The following is a 21,150-nucleotide window of genomic DNA, read 5'->3' on the forward strand; positions in this document are numbered from 1 at the left end:
GGGGCTTACTTGGCCCAGCCCACGTTCTCCCAGAACTTCGCGCCGGTGACCGACTCGAACTGCGAGGGACCGTAGTTCACGAGGCCGTCGGCGATCGCGTACTGGTTCGGTCGTGCCGCGAGCGGGATCGTCACAGCTTCGCCCATGATGATCTTGTCGATCTCCTTCGCGATCTCGAGGCGCGCCTCGGGGTCGAGCTCGGCGTTGGCCTTCGCCCACAGATCGTCCAGACGCTCATCCGCGACACCGGGGAAGTTCTGCCCCGAGTCGGCCGGGTTGAAGATCGATTCCGTCGAGGAGATCGGGTACGGCGTACCCTGCCACGCGAAGATCGTCGCCTCGAAGTCACGCGTCTCGGTCGTGATGTACTTCGTGAAGAAGTCGGCCGACGGGACGGTGTCGATCTTGACGTCGAAGCCCGCCTTGGCTGCCATCGGCTGGATCTGCTGCGAGAGGATCGCCGAGTTCGGGGTCTCCGAGGGGATCACGAGGCGAACGGTCAGCTTGGTGCCGTCCTTCTCGCGGATGCCCTTGTCGCCCTCGACCCAGCCGGCGTCTTCCAGCTGCTTCTTCGCGGCGTCGACATCGAACGCGATGTCCGCACCGTCGTCTTCGTAGCCGTTCTGGCCGTTGAGGAAGATGAGGTTGTTCAGGACCTCGGGCTCGACACCCAGCGGCTCGATGACGGCCTGAGCCATGATCTGACGGTCGAGCGACTTCGCGAAGGCCTGACGGACCTCGACGTCCTCGAACACGCCGGCGGTGCCGTTGAGCGTGACGTGGCTGTACGTCACACCCTTCGAGTTCAGGATCTCGGAGTCGGAGCGCGCCTTCGCGGACTCGAGCGTGTCGACGCTGGAGTTGATCGGAACGGCGTCGAACTCCTTGTTGGCGAACGCCTGGCCGACGGTCGACCGGTCGGTCGCCTTGTAGTTGATCGTGTCGAGCTTCGGCTTGTCGCCCCACCACGTCGGGTTCGGCTCGAACGTGATGGTCTTGCCGGTCGCGTCGAACTTGCTGACGATGAACGGACCGCCGGAGACGTAGGTCGAACCGTCAGCAGCGAACGGACCGTTCGCCCACGCGGTGTTGAAGCTCTCCGGCGTCTCCGTGAGCCAACGAGGGTAGATCGTGCCGGTGCCGAGGATGGAGGGCCAGTCGGCGTTCTTGTTCGCGAACGTGATCAGCACATCCTGGTCGTTCTCACCGGCCTCGACGGAGGCGATGTCGGACCAGACGTTGGTGGACGTCGGGGCGTACGCCTCGTTCTTGCCGTTCAGGGCGTTGAACTGGCCCTGGAAGTCCTGGACACCGATGGGAGTGCCATCGGACCAGACGGCGTCGGGGTTGATCTTGACCTCGACGACCTGAGGGTCCTCGCTCTTGAGCTCGACCGACGTGGCGAAGTTCGGGTCGGCTTCCCAGCTGCCGTCCTCGTTCACGACGACGAAACCGGGGGTGAACAGGCTCGCGATCGTGTTGTCGTCGACGGTGCCGGAATCGAGGTTGTAGAGGTTCCAGTTGGCCGGCGTCTCGTCGAGCGGCAGGTTGAGCGTGCCGCCGTCCTTGACGGCGTCGCGGTCTGCGGCGACCCAGCCGGTCCCGGGAAGCGCTTCGGGCGAGGAACCGCCGTCCCCCTCGTTTCCGCCGTTCGTGGCGGGCGCGCACGCAGAGAGCGCCAGCGCGACCGCGGCGATCCCGGCGAGGCCCGCCCATTTCTTGGAGTTCGACTTCATCGATCTCCCCCTTCTATCGTTTCGTGCAGACTGCACAGGACTCGTCCGAACCGGAGACCGAAACACAGCGACCGGCTATGGAGCAACATCATCGATAATCGCCCCGTACACCGGCATGTCAGGCACGTGTTGTCCGGATCGTTACCTAGTTGTCGTTCAAGCCGCATGATCGTGTGGCTGAAACGGGGTCGCGTCGTGGCTGACACCGCGTCGCGCCAGCCTGACCACCGTGAACATGGCAACATGGGGAGCCTGCCGGCGATCGAAGAGGATATGCCGGAGTTTTGGAAAGCGGGACTCGGGTGCCTAGAGTAGCGAGGCCGCAACAGATGTCGGGTGCGCGGCGATCCCGCGCCGAAGGAGCTCCATGATCGGATTCATCGCCAAGCGATTGGTGAACTATCTCATCCTCACCGTCATCGCCACGTTGGCCGGTTACGCCCTCGTCTCCACCACACTTCAGCCGGCGGCGCGGTTCCTCGGCAAGAATCCCCCCGTCCCGCAGTCCAGCATCGACGCCGCGCTCGACAAGATGGGCGTCAATCCTGACGTCTCGCTGCTGCAGCGCATGTGGGACTGGCTCGTCCAGTTCGTCACGACCGGCTCCCTCGGAATCTCCACTCGCAGCACCGAGGTGACGGCTGACATCATCGAACGGGCCGGCACGAGCCTCCGACTGCTGATCATCGGCTCCATCCTCGGCGCGATCTTCGGCATCCTGCTCGGTGTATGGGGAGCCATCCGCCAGTACCGCGCGAGTGATCAGATCATCACCTACGCGTCGTTCACCGTTCTCGCGACGCCGATCTTCGTGATCGCGGTACTCCTCATGATCGGCGCGACCTGGGTCAACAACGCGTCCGGTCAGCAGCTCATCAACTTCACCGGCGAGTACAGCGTCGGGGTCACCGGGTTCTGGCCCGTCATAGGCGATCGAATAGCGCATCTGCTGCTGCCCACGATCGCGCTCACCGTGACCGCGGCAGCCTCCTACTCCCGGTACCAGCGCAGCGCGATGCTCGACGTGCTGTCCTCGGACTTCATCCGCACGGCACGCGCGAAGGGCCGCACCCGCGGATCCGCCATCATGCGTCACGGCGTGCGCGTCGCACTGATCCCCATGTCGACCTTCTTCGCCTACTCGTTCGGCACCATCCTGGCGGGCGCGGCCGTGACGGAGAAGATCTTCAGCTGGCACGGCATGGGCGAATACCTCATCGACTCCGTGTCGAACAACGACATCAACGCCGCAACCGGATCCATCCTGTTCGCCGCGATCCTGGTGCTCATCGCGGGCACGCTGGCCGACGTCCTCTACGCGGCCCTCGACCCCCGAGTGAGGATGTGACATGACGCTCGATCCCACACAGCTCGACGCTCCACCGCTCGAGCCGGAGAACGAGGAATCTCCCTCGATCCCCCGGTGGCGGCTTATCCTGGTCCGCACGTTCTCGACCAAGCGGGCCTGGATCGGCGCCGGCGTGCTCGTGCTGATGTTCCTGCTCGCGTACGTCGGACCGCTGCTCTACCCGTGGTCGTCCACCGACCAGGACTATCTCGCGTTCAACAAGGGGCCGAGCCTCGACCACTGGTTCGGCACCGACACGATCGGGCAGGACATCTTCGCCCAGTCGATGGCGGGTCTGCAGAAGTCCCTGCTCATCGGCCTCATCGTCGGACCGGTCACGGCACTCATCGCCGGGCTCGTCGGCGCGATCGCCGGGTACGTCGGCGGTGTCTGGGACCGGGTGATCGTCTGGATCATCGACCTGCTCCTCGTGCTGCCGAGCTTCTACATCCTCGTGCTGCTGAGCCCACTCTTCAAGGACCTGGCCTGGGTCGCACTCGTCGTGTTCCTCCCCCTCTTCGGATGGATGGTGCTCGCGAGAGTCATCCGCGGTCAGACCATGTCGCTGCGCGAGCGCGACTACGTCAAGGCGGCTCGCTTCATGGGCGTCGGCGGTTTCACCATCATCCGCCGCCACATCATCCCCAACGTGGCATCGCTGCTGATCATCGACGCGACGCTGGGTGTCGGCGCCGCGATCCTCGCCGAGACCACACTCAGCTACTTCGGCTTCGGCATCCAGCCGCCCGACGTGTCACTCGGAACGCTGCTCGCTGCGGGAAGCGCCGCGGCGACCACCCGTCCCTGGCTCTTCATCCCGCCGGCGATCATCCTCGTCGCCACCGTGCTCGCGTCGAGTCTGCTCGGAGATGCCCTGCGTGACGCCGTCGACCCGACCTCGGAGAACAACCGTGCCTGAACCCCTGCTTCGCGTCCGCGACCTCAACGTCACCTTCGAGACGAAGGCCCGCACCGTCCACGCCGTCCGCGGTGTGAACTACGAGGTCAATCGCGGCGAGTTCCTCGCCATTGTGGGTGAGTCCGGTTCGGGCAAGTCCGTGTCGTCGATGGCGGTCATGGGCCTCCTCCCGAGCACCGCCAACGTCTCGGGCTCCATCACGTACGACGGCACCGAGCTCCTCGGCTCCACCGACCGGCAGCTGTCGAAGATGCGCGGTTCCGACATCGCGATGATCTTCCAGGACCCGCTCTCGGCACTGACGCCGGTCTACACGATCGGTCAGCAGATCATCGAGGGCCTCAAGCTGCACCAGCCCGGGCTCAGCAACCAGGCTCTGGAGGCCCGCGCGGTCGAGCTGCTCGACATCGTCGGTATCCCGGAGCCGCGCCGACGGGTGAAGTCGTTCCCGCACGAGTTCTCGGGCGGCATGCGCCAGCGCGCGATGATCGCGATCGCCATCGCGAACGATCCGAAGCTGATCATCGCGGACGAGCCGACGACGGCACTGGATGTCACCATCCAGGCCCAGATCCTGGATGTGCTCCAGAAGGCGAAGGAAATCACCGGCGCTGCCGTGGTGCTCATCACGCATGATCTCGGCGTCGTCGCCGGCAACGCGGATCGCGTGGCCGTGATGTATGCGGGCCGCATCGTGGAGACCGCACCGGTCGACGAACTGTTCGCACGTCCGGCGATGCCGTACACGATCGGACTCCTGCGCTCGATGCCGAGCATCGCCAACGGGGCCTCCGAACGTCTCGTCCCGCTCGAGGGACGTCCGCCGCTGCTGACTGAGGTGCCCACCGGCTGCCCGTTCGCCGATCGCTGCCCCGCCGTGATCTCGGCGTGCCACGACATCGAACCCGATCTCGTCCCCGTCGCACCGCTGCAGTCCGCGGCGTGCATCCGTGCGGAGGAGATCGTCGACGGCCGGCTCCCCCGCGACGAGGTCTTCTCCCCGCCTGCCCCGGTCGAAGAGGTCGTCCGCGAGGTCGAGACCCGCGGCACCGTGCTCAAGGTCGAAGACCTGAAGCGGCACTACCCGCTCACCAAGGGCACCGTTTTCCGCCGCCGCATCGGCACCGTCCGCGCGGTCGACGGCGTCAGCTTCGAGCTGGACGGCGGCAAGACCCTCGGCCTGGTCGGAGAATCGGGCTGCGGAAAGTCGACCACCGTCATGGAGGTGATGGAACTCGCCCAGCCGCAGTCGGGGCGCGTCTCCGTCAACGGCATCGACACGGCCACGCTCTCCGCTTCACAGCGTCGCGCGCTCCGGACCGACATCCAGATCGTGTTCCAGGACCCGGCGGCCTCGCTCGATCCGCGTATGACCGTCGAAGAACTCATCGGCGAACCGCTCACCGTGCACGACGTCCCGGCGAAGGAGATCTCGCGCCGCGTGCGCCGGATGCTCGAGCTCGTCGGTCTCGAGCCGAGCTATGCCCGTCGCTACCCGCACGAGTTCTCCGGAGGTCAGCGCCAGCGCATCGGAATCGCGCGTGCGCTCGTCGTCGAACCGAAGATCCTCGTCCTCGACGAGCCGGTTTCCGCGCTCGACGTCTCGGTGCAGGCCGGCGTGATCAACCTGCTCGAGGATCTGAAGCAGCAGCTGGGACTCTCCTACCTGTTCGTCGCACACGACCTCGCCGTGGTGCACCACATCGCCGATGACGTCGCCGTGATGTACCTCGGGCGCATCATCGAGTACGGCGATGTCGACGCGATCTTCAGCAACCCGCGCCACCCGTACACGCGCGCGCTGCTGTCGGCCGTGCCGATCCCCGACCCGCAGATCGAGCGGACGCGCGAGCGCATCCTCCTCTCCGGAGACCTGCCATCGCCGACCGAGACGATCACGGGGTGCGCGTTCCGCTCACGGTGCCCGCTCTACGCGATCCTTCCTCCCGCACAGCAGGCCGAATGCGAGACCGTTTCTCCCGAGCTGCGCCCCGTGGAAGGACGCGACGTCTCCTGCCATTGGGCGGAGCAGGACATCCTGCAGACCGCGTGATCCGTGGTGACGGCGTGAGCGGCCGCGGCACTGACCGCATCGTCATCCGCGGTGCATCGGGCTGGTGGATCAGCGGTGTTCTGGCTGCGCTCTTCGCCTACCTGCTCATCGATGCGGCCGTTCGCGCGGAGTGGGCGATAGTGCTCCTCTCCCTCCCCTGGATGGGAGTGGTACTGCTCGTGTGCTGGATGCTGCTGATCCGGCCGTGCGTGATCGTCGCGCCTGCCACGCTCACCGTGGTCAACGTCTTCCGCACACACACGATCCCGTGGCATGAGGTGGCCGAACTCCACGTGCGGTATCAGCTCGTCGTCGAGTTGACCGACGGCACCGCGATCCGCGCCTGGGGCTCACCCACCGTCCGGCCGCGTCGGGACCGGGAAGCCGACGTGTCGACGTCCCATCGTTCCCGCGCCTTCGTCGGTGTGGTGGAGGCGATCGACCACGCGCGTGATGACGTCGGGCGGGCTCCGACGGGTGAGGCGGCGCGAACCGTGAGCGTTGCGTGGCTGCCTCTTCTCGCTCTCGCCCTCGCCGTGGCTCTCGGCGTCACGGCAGCCGGCCTGTTGTTGTGACGCGGGGTCTCGGCATAGACGCCGAGATCCTAAGCTGAACGCGTGAGCGCACAGATCGTCCTCGTGCACGGCATCCGCACATCCGCCACCATGTGGCGCGCGCAGCTCGCCTATCTGGAAGCGCACGGATACGCCGCCACAGCCGTCGACCTGCCGGGACACGGCACCCGGATGAGCGAGGACTTCACGCTCCATGAGGCGCTGCACACGATCGACATCGCGGTTCGCGCTGCGGCGGAGAAGGGGCCCGTCGTGCTCGTCGGGCATTCGATGGGCGGGCTCCTCTGCCTCGCCTACGTCGGCGGTGCGGAGACGCCGCCGGTCGCCGGACTGGTCGCGGCCGCGTGCACCTCGCTCCCCTCCGGCGCGGGCCTGCGTGCCTATCGGCTCTTCGCGAGGGCCGTGGATTCGCTCCCCGACCGCGGTATGTGGCTCACCGCGCGGATGCTCGAGGCCACGATCCCCGCCGAGACGCGGTCGGACTTCGCCGCGGGCGGCTACGCACTCGACACACAGGATGCCGCGCTCCGCAGCCTCGCAGCCCTCGACGTCGCCGCCGCGGTCCCCCGCATCAAGATCCCCCTCTGGTTCGTGAACGGCCAGTACGATCAGCTGCGCCTGAACGAGACACTCTTCCGTCGTCTCGCCTCACACGCCGAGCTGATCATCGTCCCCCGCACGACCCATCTGGTCACGGCCATGAGGCCGCGGATCTTCAACGCGGTGCTGCAGCTCGCGATCGCGACGGTGGAGCAGGACGCAGAGCCGTCATGAGCGCTTCGGCTCCCGCGCGAACGCCGTGAGCAGTCCCCCGACCAGGGACAGCACCGCTGCCGCGACGAACACCAGCCAGAACCCGCCGACCAGGGCGACCAGCGCGGCCCCGAGCACCGGTCCGATCAGCTGGCCGAGGGCGGCCGTGACGTTCACGATCCCGAGGTCACGCGCATGGTCCTGTTCGTCCGGCAGCAGATCGGCGGCGAAGGCGAGTCCCACCGTCGAGAACGCGCCGTAGCCGAGCCCCATCAGGGCCGCGGCCACCATCGTCATCTCGAAAGTCGGCACCAGCGCGATCGCGACGCCCGATGCCGCCTGCACCACCGTGGCGGCGACCGCGAGCGTGCGCCGATTGCCCGTACGGTCGGAGGCGAGACCGGTCACCACGGACGCGATCACCACAAAGACCGTGTACACGACGATGAGCAGCAGGAGGTTGTCCTGCGCGACGGCACTCGGCTGGCCGAGCCCGTGCAGGAGGAAGAACAGGAACAGCGCCGTCCCGAGTGCATTGCCGATGTTCGTCACCAGGCGACCGGAGAGCATCCAGGCGAAATCCCGGTCGCGCAGAGACGCCAGCCGACGGCGCCCCACCGTCTTCGGGCGCATCGCCTCGACACTCGGCGGGTCGGGCAGGAGCAGGGCGGCTGCCGATCCGATGACCGCGATCACGCCGGCGAGCAGCAGGTAGCCGTCGCGGATGCCGAGTCCGAGGAGGACCACCAGCCCGACTCCGAGAACGATGCCCACGGCCTGACTGGAACCGACCGCCGCCGAGGCCGCACCGCGCTGCGTGGACGGCAGCTGGTCGGCGATGAGAGCGGTGAAGGCGGCAGACGAGACCGCGACGCCGATCGACACGCCCACCCATCCGGCGCCGACCGCCCAGGGACCTTCCGCGTATCCGGTCAGGACGAGGCAGACCGCGGTGAACAGAACGCCGCCGAGCGCCCACGGACGGCGACGGTGGCGCCCCGCCGCCGCACGATCGGAGAGCGCTCCGGCCGCGGGACCGGCGATGATGCCGGCGAGCCCGCCGATTCCGAGAACCAGACCGGAGGAGACGACTCCGCGGATCCAGTCGTCTTCCGGCGTGTCCAGCTGCAGGGGAAGGAGCAGCTGCACCGGCGTGAGCTGCACGGTCCAGATCGCGAGCCACGCCAGCGTGAAGAGCGACATCCATCGGGCTCCCGCTCGAACGGTGCGGGTGCCGGAGACTTCGGTCATCTCCCCACCGCCGTCGCTGCCGCTGCGCGCGCACTCGCGATGACGTCGCGATACCAGTCGTAGGAGGCCTTGGGCGTCCGCTCCCCCGTCTCGAAGTCGACGTGGACGATCCCGAACCGTTGGGTGTAGCCGTCGGCCCACTCCCAGTTGTCGAGCAGTGACCACACCGTGTACTCCTCCACAGGCACCCCGGCGACCATCGCCTCCCCGACGGCGGCGAGGTGCCCGGCCAGATACGCGATCCGGTCCGTGTCGTCGACGCGACCGGCGCGCGGCGGTTCCGGGAACGAGGCTCCGTTCTCACCGATGATGACCGGCGGAAGATCTGGATGTCGCACGTGCAGGTCGAGCAGGAAGTCGCGCAGGGCTCCGGGCACGATCGGCCATTCGGGGCCGAAGCCGGTGACGGGGGCGCCGGGAGTGGGCACGATGTCGAACGGCACGGCGCTCCCCTCCGCGGCAGCCGTCACGGTCGTGGGGTTGTAGAAGTTGATGCCGTAGAAGTCGATCGAGCCGCCGATCTCCTCGAGGTCCCCGTCGCGCACCGGCATCGGCGGAAGGCCCAGCGACTCCAGGTCCGGGTAGGTGCCGGTGAGGAGCGGCTCACTGAAGACCCGATTGTGGATCAGGTCGTAGAGCGCGGCCGCCTGGTGGTCGTCCGCTGTGTCGTGCAGCGGAAGCACCCACGTGTGGTTGTTCGCGAGCCCGACGGCGGAGGCGCCTCGCTCCCGCAGCACGGAGGCAGCGCGGGCATGGGCGAGCAGCTGGTGATGGGCGGTCGGCAGCGCGCCGAAGAGCAGCTGCCTCCCCGGCGCGAGTGCGCCGACCGCGTATCCCTGCAACGTCGTCATGGCCGGCTCGTTGAGGGTGTACCACTGCCGCACGCGATCACCGAGGCGGTCGGCCACAATCGTCACGTAGTCGGCGAAGCGCTCGGCGGTGTCGCGCTCGAGCCAGCCGCCGTCGGCCTCGACCGCGCTCGGCATCTCCCAGTGGAAAAGGGTCGGGAACGGCGCGACTCCCGCCCCCAGGAGAAGGTCGACCAGCCGCGAGTAGTGATCGAGGGCGGTCTTGTCACCGACTCCGCGGCCGTCCGGCTGCACGCGTGCCCAAGGGATCGAGAACCGATAGCGGTCGAGTCCCAACCCCGCGGCGAGGGCCACATCGGCTTCGGGATGCCGATAGCTGTCGCAGGCCGGATCCGCCGTCGATCCGTCGATGATCGCGCCGTGCTTCTCGAGGAAGTCGTCCCAGATGGAGCGGCCCACATCCCCCGTCGGGCGCGACCCCTCGATCTGGAAGGCGGAGGTCGCGGCGGACCAGCGAAGGCCTGCGGGCACGGACGGAGGAACGCGTTCGGGGGTCATATGGCTCCTTGACAGCGGTGTCGGGATAGTGATGATTCTGCACCCAGTACCATGAGATCCGCGACGGAGTTTCGCAATCCGTCGGCCGTTTCGCGTCTACGCCCCCTCTGCTGGTAGACTCGGCTCTTGGCTTGCGTGTGGGTTCTTCCCTCACGACCGCCGTGCAGCAGCCCTCTTCTGCTGCCGGCATTCCGAACACTCCTGTACAGAAAGCGTCCACACGTGGCAAACATCAAGTCGCAGATCAAGCGCAACAAGACCAACGAGAAGGCGCGCGAGCGTAACAAGGCCGTGAAGAGCGAGCTCAAGACGGTCATCCGCACGACTCGCACGGCAGTCACCGCCGGCGACAAGGCCGCAGCCGAGGCCGGCCTGAAGAAGGCCGCCGTCAAGCTCGACAAGGCCGTCAGCAAGGGTGTCCTGCACAAGAACCAGGCGTCGAACCGCAAGTCGGCTCTCGCCAAGCAGGTCGCTTCTCTCTGAGCTGAAGCTTCTGAGAAAGGCCCGTCCCGTCTTCGGGGCGGGCCTTCTTCGTTCTTCGGCAGTGATCCGCGGCGTGAGGACGCGTGACTACTCCTCGCCGAACGGTCGACGAGTGGCGATCACCGTGACCATACGCTCGAGCGCGAAGATCGGATCGCGGGCGGCACCCTTGACCTCACCGTCGGCGCGCGCTGCGGCCTGGATCGCCATTCCGAGCGAACGCTCGTTCCACCCGGCGAGGTCACGGCGGGCACGATCGACCTGCCAGTCCTTCATACCCAGGCGCTGGGCGAGTTGGCGGCTCGGTTCGCGGTTTCCGGCGACCCGCGCCATGGTGCGGAGCTTCATCGCGAAGGCCGCGACCATCGGCACCGGATCAGCACCGGATGACAGGGCGTGGCGGAGCGCGACCAGCGCCTCACCGTAGCGGCCGGCGATCGCCGTGTCGGCCACGACGAACGCCGACACTTCGACGCGCCCGCCGTAGTACTTGGTGACGACTTCTTCGGAGATGTCGCCCTCGACGTCTCCGATGAGCTGCTGGCAGGCCGCCGCCAGCTCGGTGAGGTCATCGGCGAACGCGGAGACCAGCGCACGGAGCGCCGCCGGCGCGATGCGCTTCTTGGCGGTGCGGAACTCCCCCGCTGCGAAGTCGACCCGGTCGCCGTCGCGCTTGATCGCCGGGCAGGCGATCTCGATGCCTCCACCGGTGCCGGCGCGGACCGCATCGAGCAGCTTCTTGCCGCGCACGCTCGCCCCCGTGTGCCGGAGGATGACGGTCGCCCCCTCCTGCGGGTTGTCGAGGTACGACACCGCTTCCTGGATGAAAGCATCGGAGCACTTCTCCACGCCCGAGACACGCACCAGGCGTGGTTCGCCGAAAAGGGACGGGGAGGTGAGGGACAGCAGCGTTCCCGGCGCGTAGTCGTCGGCGCGCACATCGCTGACCTCGAGAGCGGGGTCTTCGGCGCGGAGATAGTCGCGGACGCCGGCGATCGCCCGCTCGGCGCACACCTCTTCCGGCCCGGAGACGAGCACGAGCGGAGCGGGACGAGGCTCTCGCCAGGAGACCTGGGGGACCTTCGTGGGTTTCGCACCACCGCGGGAAGGGGGACGCGAAGCTGCCATGGATCCAGACTACCGGCGGTCGCCGACACCGCTGCCCGCTCGCTCATGGTGCAACCTTCTCCGTCCACACCTGCAGCTCGCTGTCGCCGGTGCCGAGGAGGATCCGTCCCTGCCGATCGGTGCGCAGCGCCTGCGCCCCGGTCGCCGACAGGAGGTCGAGCGTCTCGATGCGCGGATGGCCGTAGTCGTTGTCCGCTCCCACGCTGAACAGCGCCACGCGAGCCTGCACGGCCTCATAGAGACCCGCGTCCTGGTCCGCGCTGCCGTGATGGGCGACTTTGACGACGTCGTAGTGACCCAGCCGAGCCGTGCGGAGCAGCATCCGCTGGGGTGCCGCAGAGAGGTCACCGAGGTAGAGCGACCGGGGTACTCCTCCCCCACCGAACTCCATCACCACGCTCGCGTCGTTGCCCGCCGGAAAGGCGGCCGAACCCCGCACCGGCCACAACACCCGCCATGCGGCTTCCCCGAGATCGCCGCGCTGTCCCGCCCACGCCTCGTCGACCTGTGCACCCGAGGCGGCGAGGTCGGCGAGGAGACGGCGTTCGTCCTCCTCGAGCGCCGGCCCGTGGAGGACCGCGCCCACCCGTCCCTGCACCGCGGCGACACCGCCGACATGGTCGAGGTCGAAGTGCGTGAGGACGAGCAGGTCGATGTGTCCGATGCCGAGAGACCGCAGACACGCCGCCAGCGGCTCCGGGGCGGGCCCCGTGTCGATCAGCGCCACTCTCGCCGCCGAGCGCACGAGCAGCGCATCGCCCTGTCCGACATCGCACGCGGCGATCGTCCACCCCTCCGGCGTCGTCGCCGTGGCGAGCGGTCCGTCGAGGACCACACGGGCACCGGCGAGCGAGAGTACGACGATCAGAACCGCGGCTGCGGCTCGCTGCACGATGATTCCTCCACGCCCCGTCGCAGCTCCCCTGCTCTGCGGGCCGGACCTGATGACGACGACCGCGATACACGCGCTCACGAGAGCCACGAGCAGTGCACTGCCGATCCCGGCGGGCAACAACAACTGTGCGCCCGGCAGGCGAGCGGTCGTCGTCGCCGTCGCCGCGATCCAGGCAGCGGGCAGCCAGGCCCACGACGCCAGCAGATCAGCGAGACCCGGCAACGGAGCGGCCAGACATGCCAGCAGCCCGACCACGGTGGCGATCGGGGCCGCGGGCGCCGCGATGATGTTCGCGGCGATGCCGATGAGCGACTGCTGCTCGGCGAACAGGGCGATGATCGGGCCACAGGCCAACTGCGCGGCGAAAGGGACCGCGAGAGCCAGAGCCACCGGTCCGGGCATGATCCGGCCGAAACCCCGTGCGAGCGGAGGCGCGAGCAGGATCAACGCTCCCGAGGCCGCGACCGAGAGCGCGAATCCCGGGGTGGCGGCCAGCCAGGGGTCGACGAGAAGGATGCCCGCCGCGCACAGCGAGAGCATGCCGGCTCCCGCACTCGGGCGGCCGAGCAGCACGGTGAGCATGCCGACCGCCGCCATGACCGCCGCACGGATCACGCTCGGCTCCGGAGTGACGAGGACGACAAACCCGGCAAGCCCCACGACAGCGAGGACGACCCGCAGCATGCGCCCCGCACCGCACAGGGCGGCGATCCAGAAGATCCCGCCGACGACGATCGCACAGTTCGCCCCGCTCACCGCGGTGAGGTGACTGAGACCGCTGGTGCGCATGTCGTCGTTCAGCTCGATCGACACCGCCCGGGTATCCCCCACGGCCAGGCCGGGAAGCAGGCCGGCGCCGGGCTCGGGAAGCCGCAGGGAGCGCTCGACGAAGGCATGCTTGAGGGCGGCCGCGACGCCGAACACTCCGGAGGCGGGCTCGACGACCTCGGCATCGTTCGCGAAGACGACGAGCGCCGATCGCTCGCCCGCATCGGTGGCGGCGGCCTCCCCGATGACGCGGATGCGCGCGCCGAGGTCGAACCCGTCGCCCGGGTCCACTCCGATGCGCACGGGCGCCGACGAATCGCTCGCGCGCCCCGGCGGTCCGAGCGTGGATGTCGATGCCTCGAACCACAGCCGCCCGTCGCGACCGACCGACGCCGAGGAGGTGATCTCCCCTGTGGCCTCCACCACGCGACCGTCCCAGGACATCGCCTCCTCCCGTGCGGGGAGGGCGAACCCGACCGTCAAGGCCGCGGCCGAGGCTCCCGCGAGAAGCACGACGGCCAGACCGCCGGTCAGCCGCGAGACCCAGGTTCGCGGGCACCGGACGAGCAGCATCAGCACCAGACTCGCCACGAGACCGCAGGCGGCCGCACACCACCAGGCCGCCTCGGGTATCAGTACGCAGAGCAGGGCGGTGCCCCAGACAACCAGCGCGAGAGGGAGGAGACGGAGGTCGCGCGCCTTCACACCCTGACTCCGTCGCGCAGGCCAGCGAGCAGCTTCTCGCCGATGCCGGGAACCGCGAGCAGGTCGTCGACGGACCCGAAGCGCCCGTTCTCGTCGCGCCAGGCGATGATCCGCTCCGCCAGCGCCGGACCGATGCGCGGCAGCGTCTCCAGGGCGGCCTGATCCGCGGTGTTGAGGTCGACGCGGTCGTCACCCGGCGGCCCCGCTCCCGGTGAATCGGTCGCTGCGCCGACGGCCGGGACGACGATCTGCTCGCCGTCTTCGAGCAGCCTCGCGAGGTTGACCGCCGCCAGGTCGGCATCATCGGTGGCTCCCCCGGCCGCTGCCAGCGCATCGACGAGGCGGGCGTCCAGGTCCAGCACGTAGAGGCCGGGATGGGTGACGGAGCCCAGCACGTGCACGTACAGCTCACCGGACGGGCCGGCGGTCGTCGCGGCATCCGTCAACGGCACGGATGCGGTCGGCGCGGCCTGGCCGCGGAGGATGCCGAGGCCGACGGCGGCAGACAGCACCACGAGTGCGAGAACCACCCCGGCGCCGATGCTCAGACGCAGTCGACGCCGCGGCGGAGGTGGTGCCTGCGGGGATGCCATCCGGCCAAGCTAGGTGGGTGAATCGGGCTTCCCGGGCGCCGGACACCTGAGCCGTGGACAACCTCCGCCCTCTGGCAACGGTGCAGAGAAGCACTGTCCCGCTCATCTCCACCGCACGGTGGACCCGGCTACATCCTCCGACCGATGCTCACCCGAGCCCACTGTCCGTAGCGTCGAAGGCATGTCCTCCACTCGTCTGTCCGTGCGCTCCGTGCTGCCCTTGGGCATCGCCGCAGCGCTCGCCGCCGTCCTGCTGCTGCTCCCGTTGCCGGGGAGCCTCAGCGTGGTCGGCACCCGATGGCTCAGCTCTGCAGGCTCGGCCGTCCCCGCGGTCGAGCTGATCTCCGAAGCGGGGCTCCTCCTGCTCGCCGTCGCCACGGCCGTGGTCATGGCCCGCGCCTGGTGGAGCCGGCCGGAACGACGCGTGCACATCGCAGCCTCCGCCGTCGGCGTGGTCCTGGCCTACCTCTTGAGCGAGGGCGGAAAGCTGCTCTTCGCCCAGGCGCGTCCGTGCTCGGTCTGGCAGATCGCCGGTGAGTGCCCGCCGCCCGGAGACTGGTCGCTGCCCTCGAACCACGCGACCCTCGCATTCGGCGCCGCCGCAGTGATCGCCATCGCCCTCGGACGGTCGTGGCTCACATGGTCGGCGATCGCGCTCGCCTCCGTCGTCGCCGTCGGGCGCGTCGCGCAGGGCGTCCACTACGTCCATGACGTCACCCTCGGAGCGATCCTCGGCGTGGCCGTCCCGCTTCTCGTCGTCATCGGCATCGAGGCGATGATGCGCGTCGCTCGTGCGCGCGCCGCAGCACAACAGGGGTGACGGCGTCGGCCCCTGGCGTCACCGAAGTGAGCACCAGGGGCCGGATGCAGTCCGTGCGGTGAGAGCCGATCAGCCCTTCACGACGATGCTGACGATCTTGGGCGCGCGCACGACGACCTTGACGATCTCGCGGTCGCCGATCGAACGGATCACGCGCTCGTCGGCACGAGCCAGCGCTTCGAGCTCGGACTCGCCGATGCGCGCCGAGACCTCGAGCTGTGCGCGGACCTTGCCGCCCACCTGCACGACGGCGGTGATCGTGTCCTCGACCAGCAACGCCGGATCGGCGGACCGCCACGGCACCAGGCCGACGGAGGGCTCGTGACCCAGGATCTCCCACACCTCTTCGGCGGTGTGCGGGGCGAACAGGTCGAGCATCACGGCGATCGTCTCGGCGGCCTCACGCACGGCGGGATCGGCGGCACCGGCAGCACCGTCGATCGTCTTGCGGGTGAGGTTCACCAGCTCCATGAGGCGGGCGACCAGCACGTTGAACTTGGTCTGCTCCACGAGAGCCGGGGCCTCGGCGAGCAGCTTGTGCGTCGCGCGGCGCAGTGCGGGGTTCCCACCGTCGAACACGACGTCGACCGGACTCGCGACGTCGCCGGCGATCCGCAGCACGCGGGCCAGGAACTTCTGCGCCCCGGCTGTGGAGACGTCCTCCCAGTTGATGTCATCCTCCACCGGGCCTGCGAAGGCCAGAGCGACACGGACGACATCGGCACCGGGGTCGATCATGCTCGACGAGAACTCGACCAGATTGCCCTTGCTCTTCGACATCTTCGATCCGTCGAGAAGAACCATGCCCTGGTTGATCAGCGTCGTGAAGGGCTCGGTGAAATCGATCAGCCCCATGTCGAACAGGACCTTCGTGATGAAGCGCGCGTACAGCAGGTGCAGGATCGCGTGCTCGACACCACCGATGTACGAGTCGACAGGCGCCCACCGGTCGGCCTGAGCGGGATCGAACGCCACGGTGTCGCTGTTCGGCGACAGGAAGCGCAGGAAATACCAGGAGCTGTCGACGAAGGTGTCCATGGTGTCGGTGTCGCGCAGCACCGGGTCACCGGTCCCGGGGGCCGTGGTGCGCACCCAGCGCTCCGCCGCCCCGAGCGGCGAGGTGCCCTTGGGCGAGAGGTCGAGACCTTCCACACTGGGCAGCTTCACCGGCAGCTGGTCTTCGGGAACCGGGATGATGTCCCCGTCCTCGGTGTGCAGCATCGGGATGGGAGTGCCCCAGAAGCGCTGGCGCGAGATCAGCCAGTCGCGCAGGCGGTAGTTCTTCGCCGCGCGTCCGGTGCCGGATGCCTCCAGCTGCTCGATCGCGCGGGCGATCGCGTTGCGCTTGGACAGTCCGTTCAGCGCACCCGAGTTGATCATGCGGCCTTCGCCGGTCAACGCGATGCCGGTGGATGCCGGGTTCTGCTCGTCGAGCGCGGCGCCGGTGTCGATCGGCACCCCTTCGTCGTCGACCTCGATCACGGGCATCGCGCCGGTGACAGGAGCTGTCGTGTCGACCACGACCTTGACGGGCAGGTCGAACGCGCGGGCGAAGTCGAGGTCGCGCTGATCGTGGGCGGGCACTGCCATGACGGCGCCGTGACCGTAATCGGCGAGCACGTAGTCGGCTGCCCACACCGGGAGCTTCTCGCCGTTGACCGGGTTGATCGCGTAGCGCTCAAGGAAGACACCGGTCTTCGGGCGGTCCGTGGACTGCCGGGCGATGTCCGTCTCCTTCTGCACCTGCTCCAGGTAGGTGCGGAAGCGCTGGCGCACCTCGTCAGGCGCATCCGCCGCCAGCTCGGACGCCAGATCGGAATCGGGGGCGACGACGAAGAAGGTGGCTCCGTGCAGCGTGTCGGGGCGCGTCGAAAAGACGGTGACCGGCTCCTCGCGACCCTCGATCACGAAGTCGACGTCCGCACCGATCGAGCGTCCGATCCAGTTGCGCTGCATCTGCAGCACCTTGTGCGGCCAGAAGCCCTCGAGCTGGTTCAAGTCGTCGAGCAGCCGGTCGGCGTAGTCGGTGATGCGGAAGTACCACTGCGTGAGCTTCTTCTTGATGACCTCGGCACCGCAGCGCTCGCAGCGACCGTCGACCACCTGCTCGTTCGCCAGCACGGTCTGGTCGTTGGGGCACCAGTTGACCGGGCTCTTCTTGCGATAGGCCAGCCCGCGCTCGTACAGCTTCAGGAACAGCCACTGGTTCCAGCGGTAGTACTCGGGGTCGGACGTGTGCAGGACGCGCGTCCAGTCGTAGGAGGTGCCGAACTCCTTCAGGCTCTGCTTCTGCTGATCGATGTTCGCGTAGGTCCACTCCCGAGGGTCGGCGCCGCGCTTGATCGCCGCGTTCTCCGCGGGCAGGCCGAAGGAGTCCCAGCCGATCGGGTTGAGCACGTTGTGCCCGCGGTGACGCCAGAACCGCGCCACCATGTCGACGTACGCGTAGTTCTCGGCGTGCCCCATGTGCATGTCACCGGACGGGTAGGGGAACATCCCGAGCACGTACTTGCGCGGGCGGGTGTCTTCCTCCCCGCCGGTGAGGAACGTGCCGTTCTCCGCCCAGTACTTCTGCCACTTCGTCTGGATGGCGTGCGCCGACGGAGTCTCGTCATCGGCGGGAGCGGTGGACAGGTTCTCAGACAACGAACGCACGACCAATCTGAAGGAAAAAGCGGGATCAGTTCAGGATATCGGAACGCCAGACCCCCGGCATTTCCGCACCGAGCGCGGCGAGGGGAGCTCGCGCCTTGGTCGCGACCTCGGCGACTTCGGATGCGGCGACCGATCCCCAGGTGATGCCTCCGCCCGCGCCGACGACCGCCTGGTCGCCGTCGATCAGGATGCTGCGGATGACCATGGCGAGGTCGAGCACGCCGTCCGCCCCGATGTACCCGAAGCAGCCGGCGTAGACGCCGCGCGGCCCGCCTTCCAACTCGTGCAGTCTCGTCATCGCGGAGAGCTTGGGGGCGCCCGTCATGCTGCCGGCGGGGAAGGCCGCGTCGAGCAGCGAACCGACGCTCGTCCCGGCCGTGGCGACACCGCTCACGGTGCTCACGAGCTGGTGCACGGCCGGGTAGCTCTCGACCACCCACAGTCCGTCGACGCGGATGCTCCCCGGCTCGCACACGCGGGAGAGGTCGTTGCGCATCAGATCGACGATCATGACGTTCTCCGCGCGCTCCTTGCGATCCGCCGCGAGTTCTGCGGCCAGCGCGGCATCCTCCTCCGGGTCCGCACCGCGGGGCCGGGTGCCCTTGATGGGGCGGGTGCGGATGACACCCCCCTCGGCGTGGAGGAACTGCTCGGGGCTGGCGCTCAGCAGGGTACGGCCGCCGATGCGGACGAAGCCGCCGTGGTGCGCGGGCGTCGCAGCGCGCAGGCGACGGTACACCTCGACGTCATCATGTGCCCCGGCCACCGTGAACCGCGTCGTCAGGCACAGCTGGTACGCGATGCCGGCGCGGATCAGGTCGCGGCAGCGTTCGATGAGCACGGCGTACTCGTGCGGATCGTGGCGCGCTTCGGCGACGCGACGCGCACCGTCGGGGACCTTCAGGGGGACCGTGTCGTCCGCCGGCTGCGGGACGGCGGAGACTTCCGCTGTCCACGAGGGGAGCTCGTCGTCCGCGCTGAGCACCCAGGTGCGCCGCGCGGCATGGTCGAACGCGACGACATGTGTGGCGCGCAGCCAGGAGCCGCCGGGCTCGTCGACGGGCCCACTCACCGGGGCGCCGGCGGCCGCGGCACCGGACTCATAGTCGAGCCAGCCGACCCACCCACCGGAGAAGGGCGGACGGGTGCGATCGGTCGGAGCCGCATCCAGTGCCACATCCCGCGGCAGCGACGACGGCTCCCCCGTGCCGACGAAGCTCCACACCTGCGCGGCATCCGCGCCGGCGTCGAGCCAGAAGACATCGGCGACGCGCGCTTCGAGCATCCGGAACACGGCCCACGGCTCCACCCAGGAGGAAAGGGGGCGAGCGGTCAGCTGTTCGGGCACCTTTCCAGCCTAGGACCGGGTCGCTCCCGTATTCTCATGACGTGGACGACCTCCTGCTCTGGCTCCTCGACACCGTGCAGTCGATCGATCCGATCACGCGCACACTGGTCGCGGGGCTCGCCGTCATGCTGGAGACCAGCATCCTGATCGGCCTCATCGTCCCCGGAGACACCATCGTCATCATCGCCTCGATGGGCGTCGCCACCGTGTGGGAGGGCATCGCGATGGGCGTCGCCGTCGTGATCGGAGCGCTGATCGGCGAGAGCGTCGGATTCTGGCTCGGACGCTGGCTCGGCCCGCACATCCGCGTGTCGTGGCTCGGCCGCAGGATCGGCGAGCACAACTGGGTCCGTGCCGAGAACTATCTCGAACGCCGCGGCGGCATCGCGATCTTCCTGTCCCGGTTCCTCCCGGTGCTGCACTCCCTCGTGCCCCTCACCGTCGGCATGAGCGAGTACCCGTATCGCAAGTTCCTGGCCTGGACCGCTCCGGCGTGCGTGCTCTGGGCGACCGCGTACGTGAGCGTGACCTCCCTCGCGGCCGGCAGCTTCCGCGAACTCGTCGATCGCGTGCACTTCGCCGGCTACATCTTCGTCGGCGTCATCGCGCTGTTCCTGCTCCTCGCATTCCTCGGCAAGAAGCTGCTGCAGCGGCTCGAAGCCCGCCATCAGGAGGCCCCGGAGTCGGCAGCCGACTCCGACGTGAAAGACTGAGTCAATGGCATCGGCTCCCCCAGCCCCCCGGATCCACTGGTTCGCCCGACTCGAGCATCGCCTCCATGTCTGGCGTGAAGGTCGTGCGCGCCGTCGTGGCCGTGTCGCCACGATCCTCCCGTTCCCCGGCTACGGCGGTCCGGGCTGGGTGCGGGTCGTGGGTCGAGTGCTGATCGTGCCCCCGCAGCGTCGCACCCGCGACGGCGAGCCGGCGAGCGTGCGCGGCTGGCGCAGCTTCGTCGGGATCCCGGTCGGGTACGCGACCGTGACCGTGCATGTCGGCGAGACGACGCATCAGCTGGTCGCCGATCGCGGTGGCGTGGTCGATGCGAAGATCCCCGTCGACCTGGAGCCCGGCTGGCAGAACTTCATGATCTCGGTCGAGGGGCAGGAGCCCGTCGAAGCCGGCGCCTTCATCGTCGCCAAGGACACCACGTTCGGCGTCGTGTCCGATGTCGACGACACCGTGATGGTCACGGCCCTGCCGCGTCCGTTCATCGCCTTCTGGAACTCCTTCGTGCTCGATGAGCATGCCCGCCTCCCCGTGCCCGGAATGGCCGTGCTGCTCGACCAGCTGCTGCGACAGCACCCCGGAGCACCGATGGTGTATCTGTCGACCGGTGCGTGGAACGTCGCTCCGACCCTCTGGCGCTTCCTCGGTCGCCACCTCTTCCCGGCGGGGTCGATGCTGTTGACCGACTGGGGCCCGACGCATGAGCGCTGGTTCCGCAGCGGGCGTGAGCACAAGCTCACCAACCTGCGCCGGCTCGCGGCGGAATTCCCCGACGTGAAGTGGTTGCTGATCGGCGATGACGGCCAGCACGACGAATCCATCTACTCGCAGTTCATGGACGAGCATCCCGATTCGGTCGCCGGGGTCGCCATCCGGCGCCTGCTGCCCGCAGAAGCCGTGCTCGCCGGCGGTCGTGCCGGCCGAGAGCCGCATTCCGAAGACGTGGCACCGTGGGTGAGTGCCGAAGACGGCGCCGGGCTTCGCGACCTGCTCGGTGAAGCCGGCATCCTGCACTGACGAGACCACA

17 protein-coding genes are annotated in these 21,150 nt (G+C 68.5%); 9 read left to right on the plus strand and 8 right to left on the minus strand.

The window, feature by feature from the left end; all coding sequences use genetic code 11:
* Positions 1-5 precede the first annotated feature (5 nt).
* The gene (locus OC372_RS04950) at positions 6-1,736 is read right to left on the minus strand and encodes an ABC transporter family substrate-binding protein (RefSeq protein ID WP_051662504.1); all 1,731 of its coding nucleotides are present in this window, start codon (positions 1,734-1,736) and stop codon (positions 6-8) included.
* 367 nt (positions 1,737-2,103) lie between these two features.
* Here OC372_RS04950 and OC372_RS04955 point away from each other — a divergent pair, with 367 nt between their 5' ends.
* The 5 genes from OC372_RS04955 to OC372_RS04975 are packed head-to-tail and all read left to right on the plus strand — an operon-like array spanning position 2,104 to position 7,405.
* Positions 2,104-3,084, plus strand: a complete 981-nt coding sequence (locus OC372_RS04955; RefSeq protein WP_029261704.1) for an ABC transporter permease — start codon at positions 2,104-2,106, stop codon at positions 3,082-3,084.
* 1 nt (position 3,085) lies between these two features.
* The gene (locus OC372_RS04960) at positions 3,086-4,003 is read left to right on the plus strand and encodes an ABC transporter permease (protein ID WP_051662503.1); all 918 of its coding nucleotides are present in this window, start codon (positions 3,086-3,088) and stop codon (positions 4,001-4,003) included.
* On the plus strand, positions 3,954-6,056 hold the full coding sequence (locus OC372_RS04965) for an ABC transporter ATP-binding protein (protein ID WP_105710107.1): 2,103 nt from the start codon (positions 3,954-3,956) through the stop codon (positions 6,054-6,056). Before OC372_RS04960 ends, OC372_RS04965 begins: the two co-directional genes overlap by 50 nt.
* Positions 6,053-6,631: a PH domain-containing protein gene (locus OC372_RS04970; RefSeq protein WP_262001078.1), complete on the plus strand. Its 579-nt coding sequence runs from the start codon at positions 6,053-6,055 to the stop codon at positions 6,629-6,631. Before OC372_RS04965 ends, OC372_RS04970 begins: the two co-directional genes overlap by 4 nt.
* Before the next feature lie 42 nt (positions 6,632-6,673).
* Positions 6,674-7,405, plus strand: a complete 732-nt coding sequence (locus OC372_RS04975) for an alpha/beta fold hydrolase (protein ID WP_262001079.1) — start codon at positions 6,674-6,676, stop codon at positions 7,403-7,405.
* Here OC372_RS04975 and OC372_RS04980 read toward each other — a convergent pair.
* A complete protein-coding gene (locus OC372_RS04980; RefSeq protein WP_262001080.1) occupies positions 7,400-8,635 on the minus strand; it encodes an MFS transporter in 1,236 nt (411 codons plus the stop codon). The genes OC372_RS04975 and OC372_RS04980 overlap by 6 nt on opposite strands.
* A complete protein-coding gene (locus tag OC372_RS04985; protein WP_262001081.1) occupies positions 8,632-10,002 on the minus strand; it encodes a glycoside hydrolase family 1 protein in 1,371 nt (456 codons plus the stop codon). Before OC372_RS04985 ends, OC372_RS04980 begins: the two co-directional genes overlap by 4 nt.
* Positions 10,003-10,224: 222 nt before the next feature.
* On the opposite strand from OC372_RS04985, the gene rpsT reads away from it, so the two are divergent.
* Positions 10,225-10,485: a 30S ribosomal protein S20 gene (gene rpsT, locus OC372_RS04990; protein WP_029261697.1), complete on the plus strand. Its 261-nt coding sequence runs from the start codon at positions 10,225-10,227 to the stop codon at positions 10,483-10,485.
* 87 nt (positions 10,486-10,572) lie between these two features.
* Here rpsT and holA read toward each other — a convergent pair whose 3' ends face one another.
* The 3 genes from holA to OC372_RS05005 are packed head-to-tail and all read right to left on the minus strand — an operon-like array spanning position 10,573 to position 14,574.
* Positions 10,573-11,613: a DNA polymerase III subunit delta gene (gene holA, locus OC372_RS04995; RefSeq protein ID WP_262001082.1), complete on the minus strand. Its 1,041-nt coding sequence runs from the start codon at positions 11,611-11,613 to the stop codon at positions 10,573-10,575.
* A gap of 43 nt (positions 11,614-11,656) precedes the next feature.
* On the minus strand, positions 11,657-13,981 hold the full coding sequence (locus OC372_RS05000) for a ComEC/Rec2 family competence protein (RefSeq protein WP_262001083.1): 2,325 nt from the start codon (positions 13,979-13,981) through the stop codon (positions 11,657-11,659).
* Positions 13,978-14,574 (minus strand): ComEA family DNA-binding protein, encoded by a 597-nt coding sequence (locus tag OC372_RS05005; RefSeq protein WP_262001084.1) that lies wholly within the window; start codon positions 14,572-14,574, stop codon positions 13,978-13,980. The genes OC372_RS05000 and OC372_RS05005 overlap by 4 nt, the downstream gene beginning before the upstream one ends.
* Before the next feature lie 181 nt (positions 14,575-14,755).
* On the opposite strand from OC372_RS05005, the gene OC372_RS05010 reads away from it, so the two are divergent.
* Positions 14,756-15,394, plus strand: a complete 639-nt coding sequence (locus OC372_RS05010; protein WP_262001085.1) for a phosphatase PAP2 family protein — start codon at positions 14,756-14,758, stop codon at positions 15,392-15,394.
* Positions 15,395-15,463: 69 nt separating this feature from the next.
* On the opposite strand, the gene leuS is transcribed toward OC372_RS05010, so the two are convergent.
* Both leuS and OC372_RS05020 read right to left on the minus strand, forming a co-directional pair.
* Positions 15,464-18,040: a leucine--tRNA ligase gene (gene leuS / locus OC372_RS05015; protein ID WP_036303338.1), complete on the minus strand. Its 2,577-nt coding sequence runs from the start codon at positions 18,038-18,040 to the stop codon at positions 15,464-15,466.
* A 34-nt stretch (positions 18,041-18,074) separates the two neighbouring features.
* On the minus strand, positions 18,075-19,397 hold the full coding sequence (locus OC372_RS05020) for an anthranilate synthase component I family protein (protein WP_262001086.1): 1,323 nt from the start codon (positions 19,395-19,397) through the stop codon (positions 18,075-18,077).
* Between the two features lie 41 nt (positions 19,398-19,438).
* Here OC372_RS05020 and OC372_RS05025 point away from each other — a divergent pair, with 41 nt between their 5' ends.
* On the plus strand, positions 19,439-20,110 hold the full coding sequence (locus OC372_RS05025; RefSeq protein WP_262001087.1) for a DedA family protein: 672 nt from the start codon (positions 19,439-19,441) through the stop codon (positions 20,108-20,110).
* Positions 20,111-20,114: 4 nt separating this feature from the next.
* Positions 20,115-21,140 (plus strand): App1 family protein, encoded by a 1,026-nt coding sequence (locus OC372_RS05030; protein ID WP_029261689.1) that lies wholly within the window; start codon positions 20,115-20,117, stop codon positions 21,138-21,140.
* The last annotated feature ends 10 nt before the right edge of the window (positions 21,141-21,150 follow it).

It is taken from the genome of Microbacterium sp. Mcb102 (genome assembly GCF_024519805.1).
Taxonomy (GTDB): domain Bacteria; phylum Actinomycetota; class Actinomycetes; order Actinomycetales; family Microbacteriaceae; genus Microbacterium.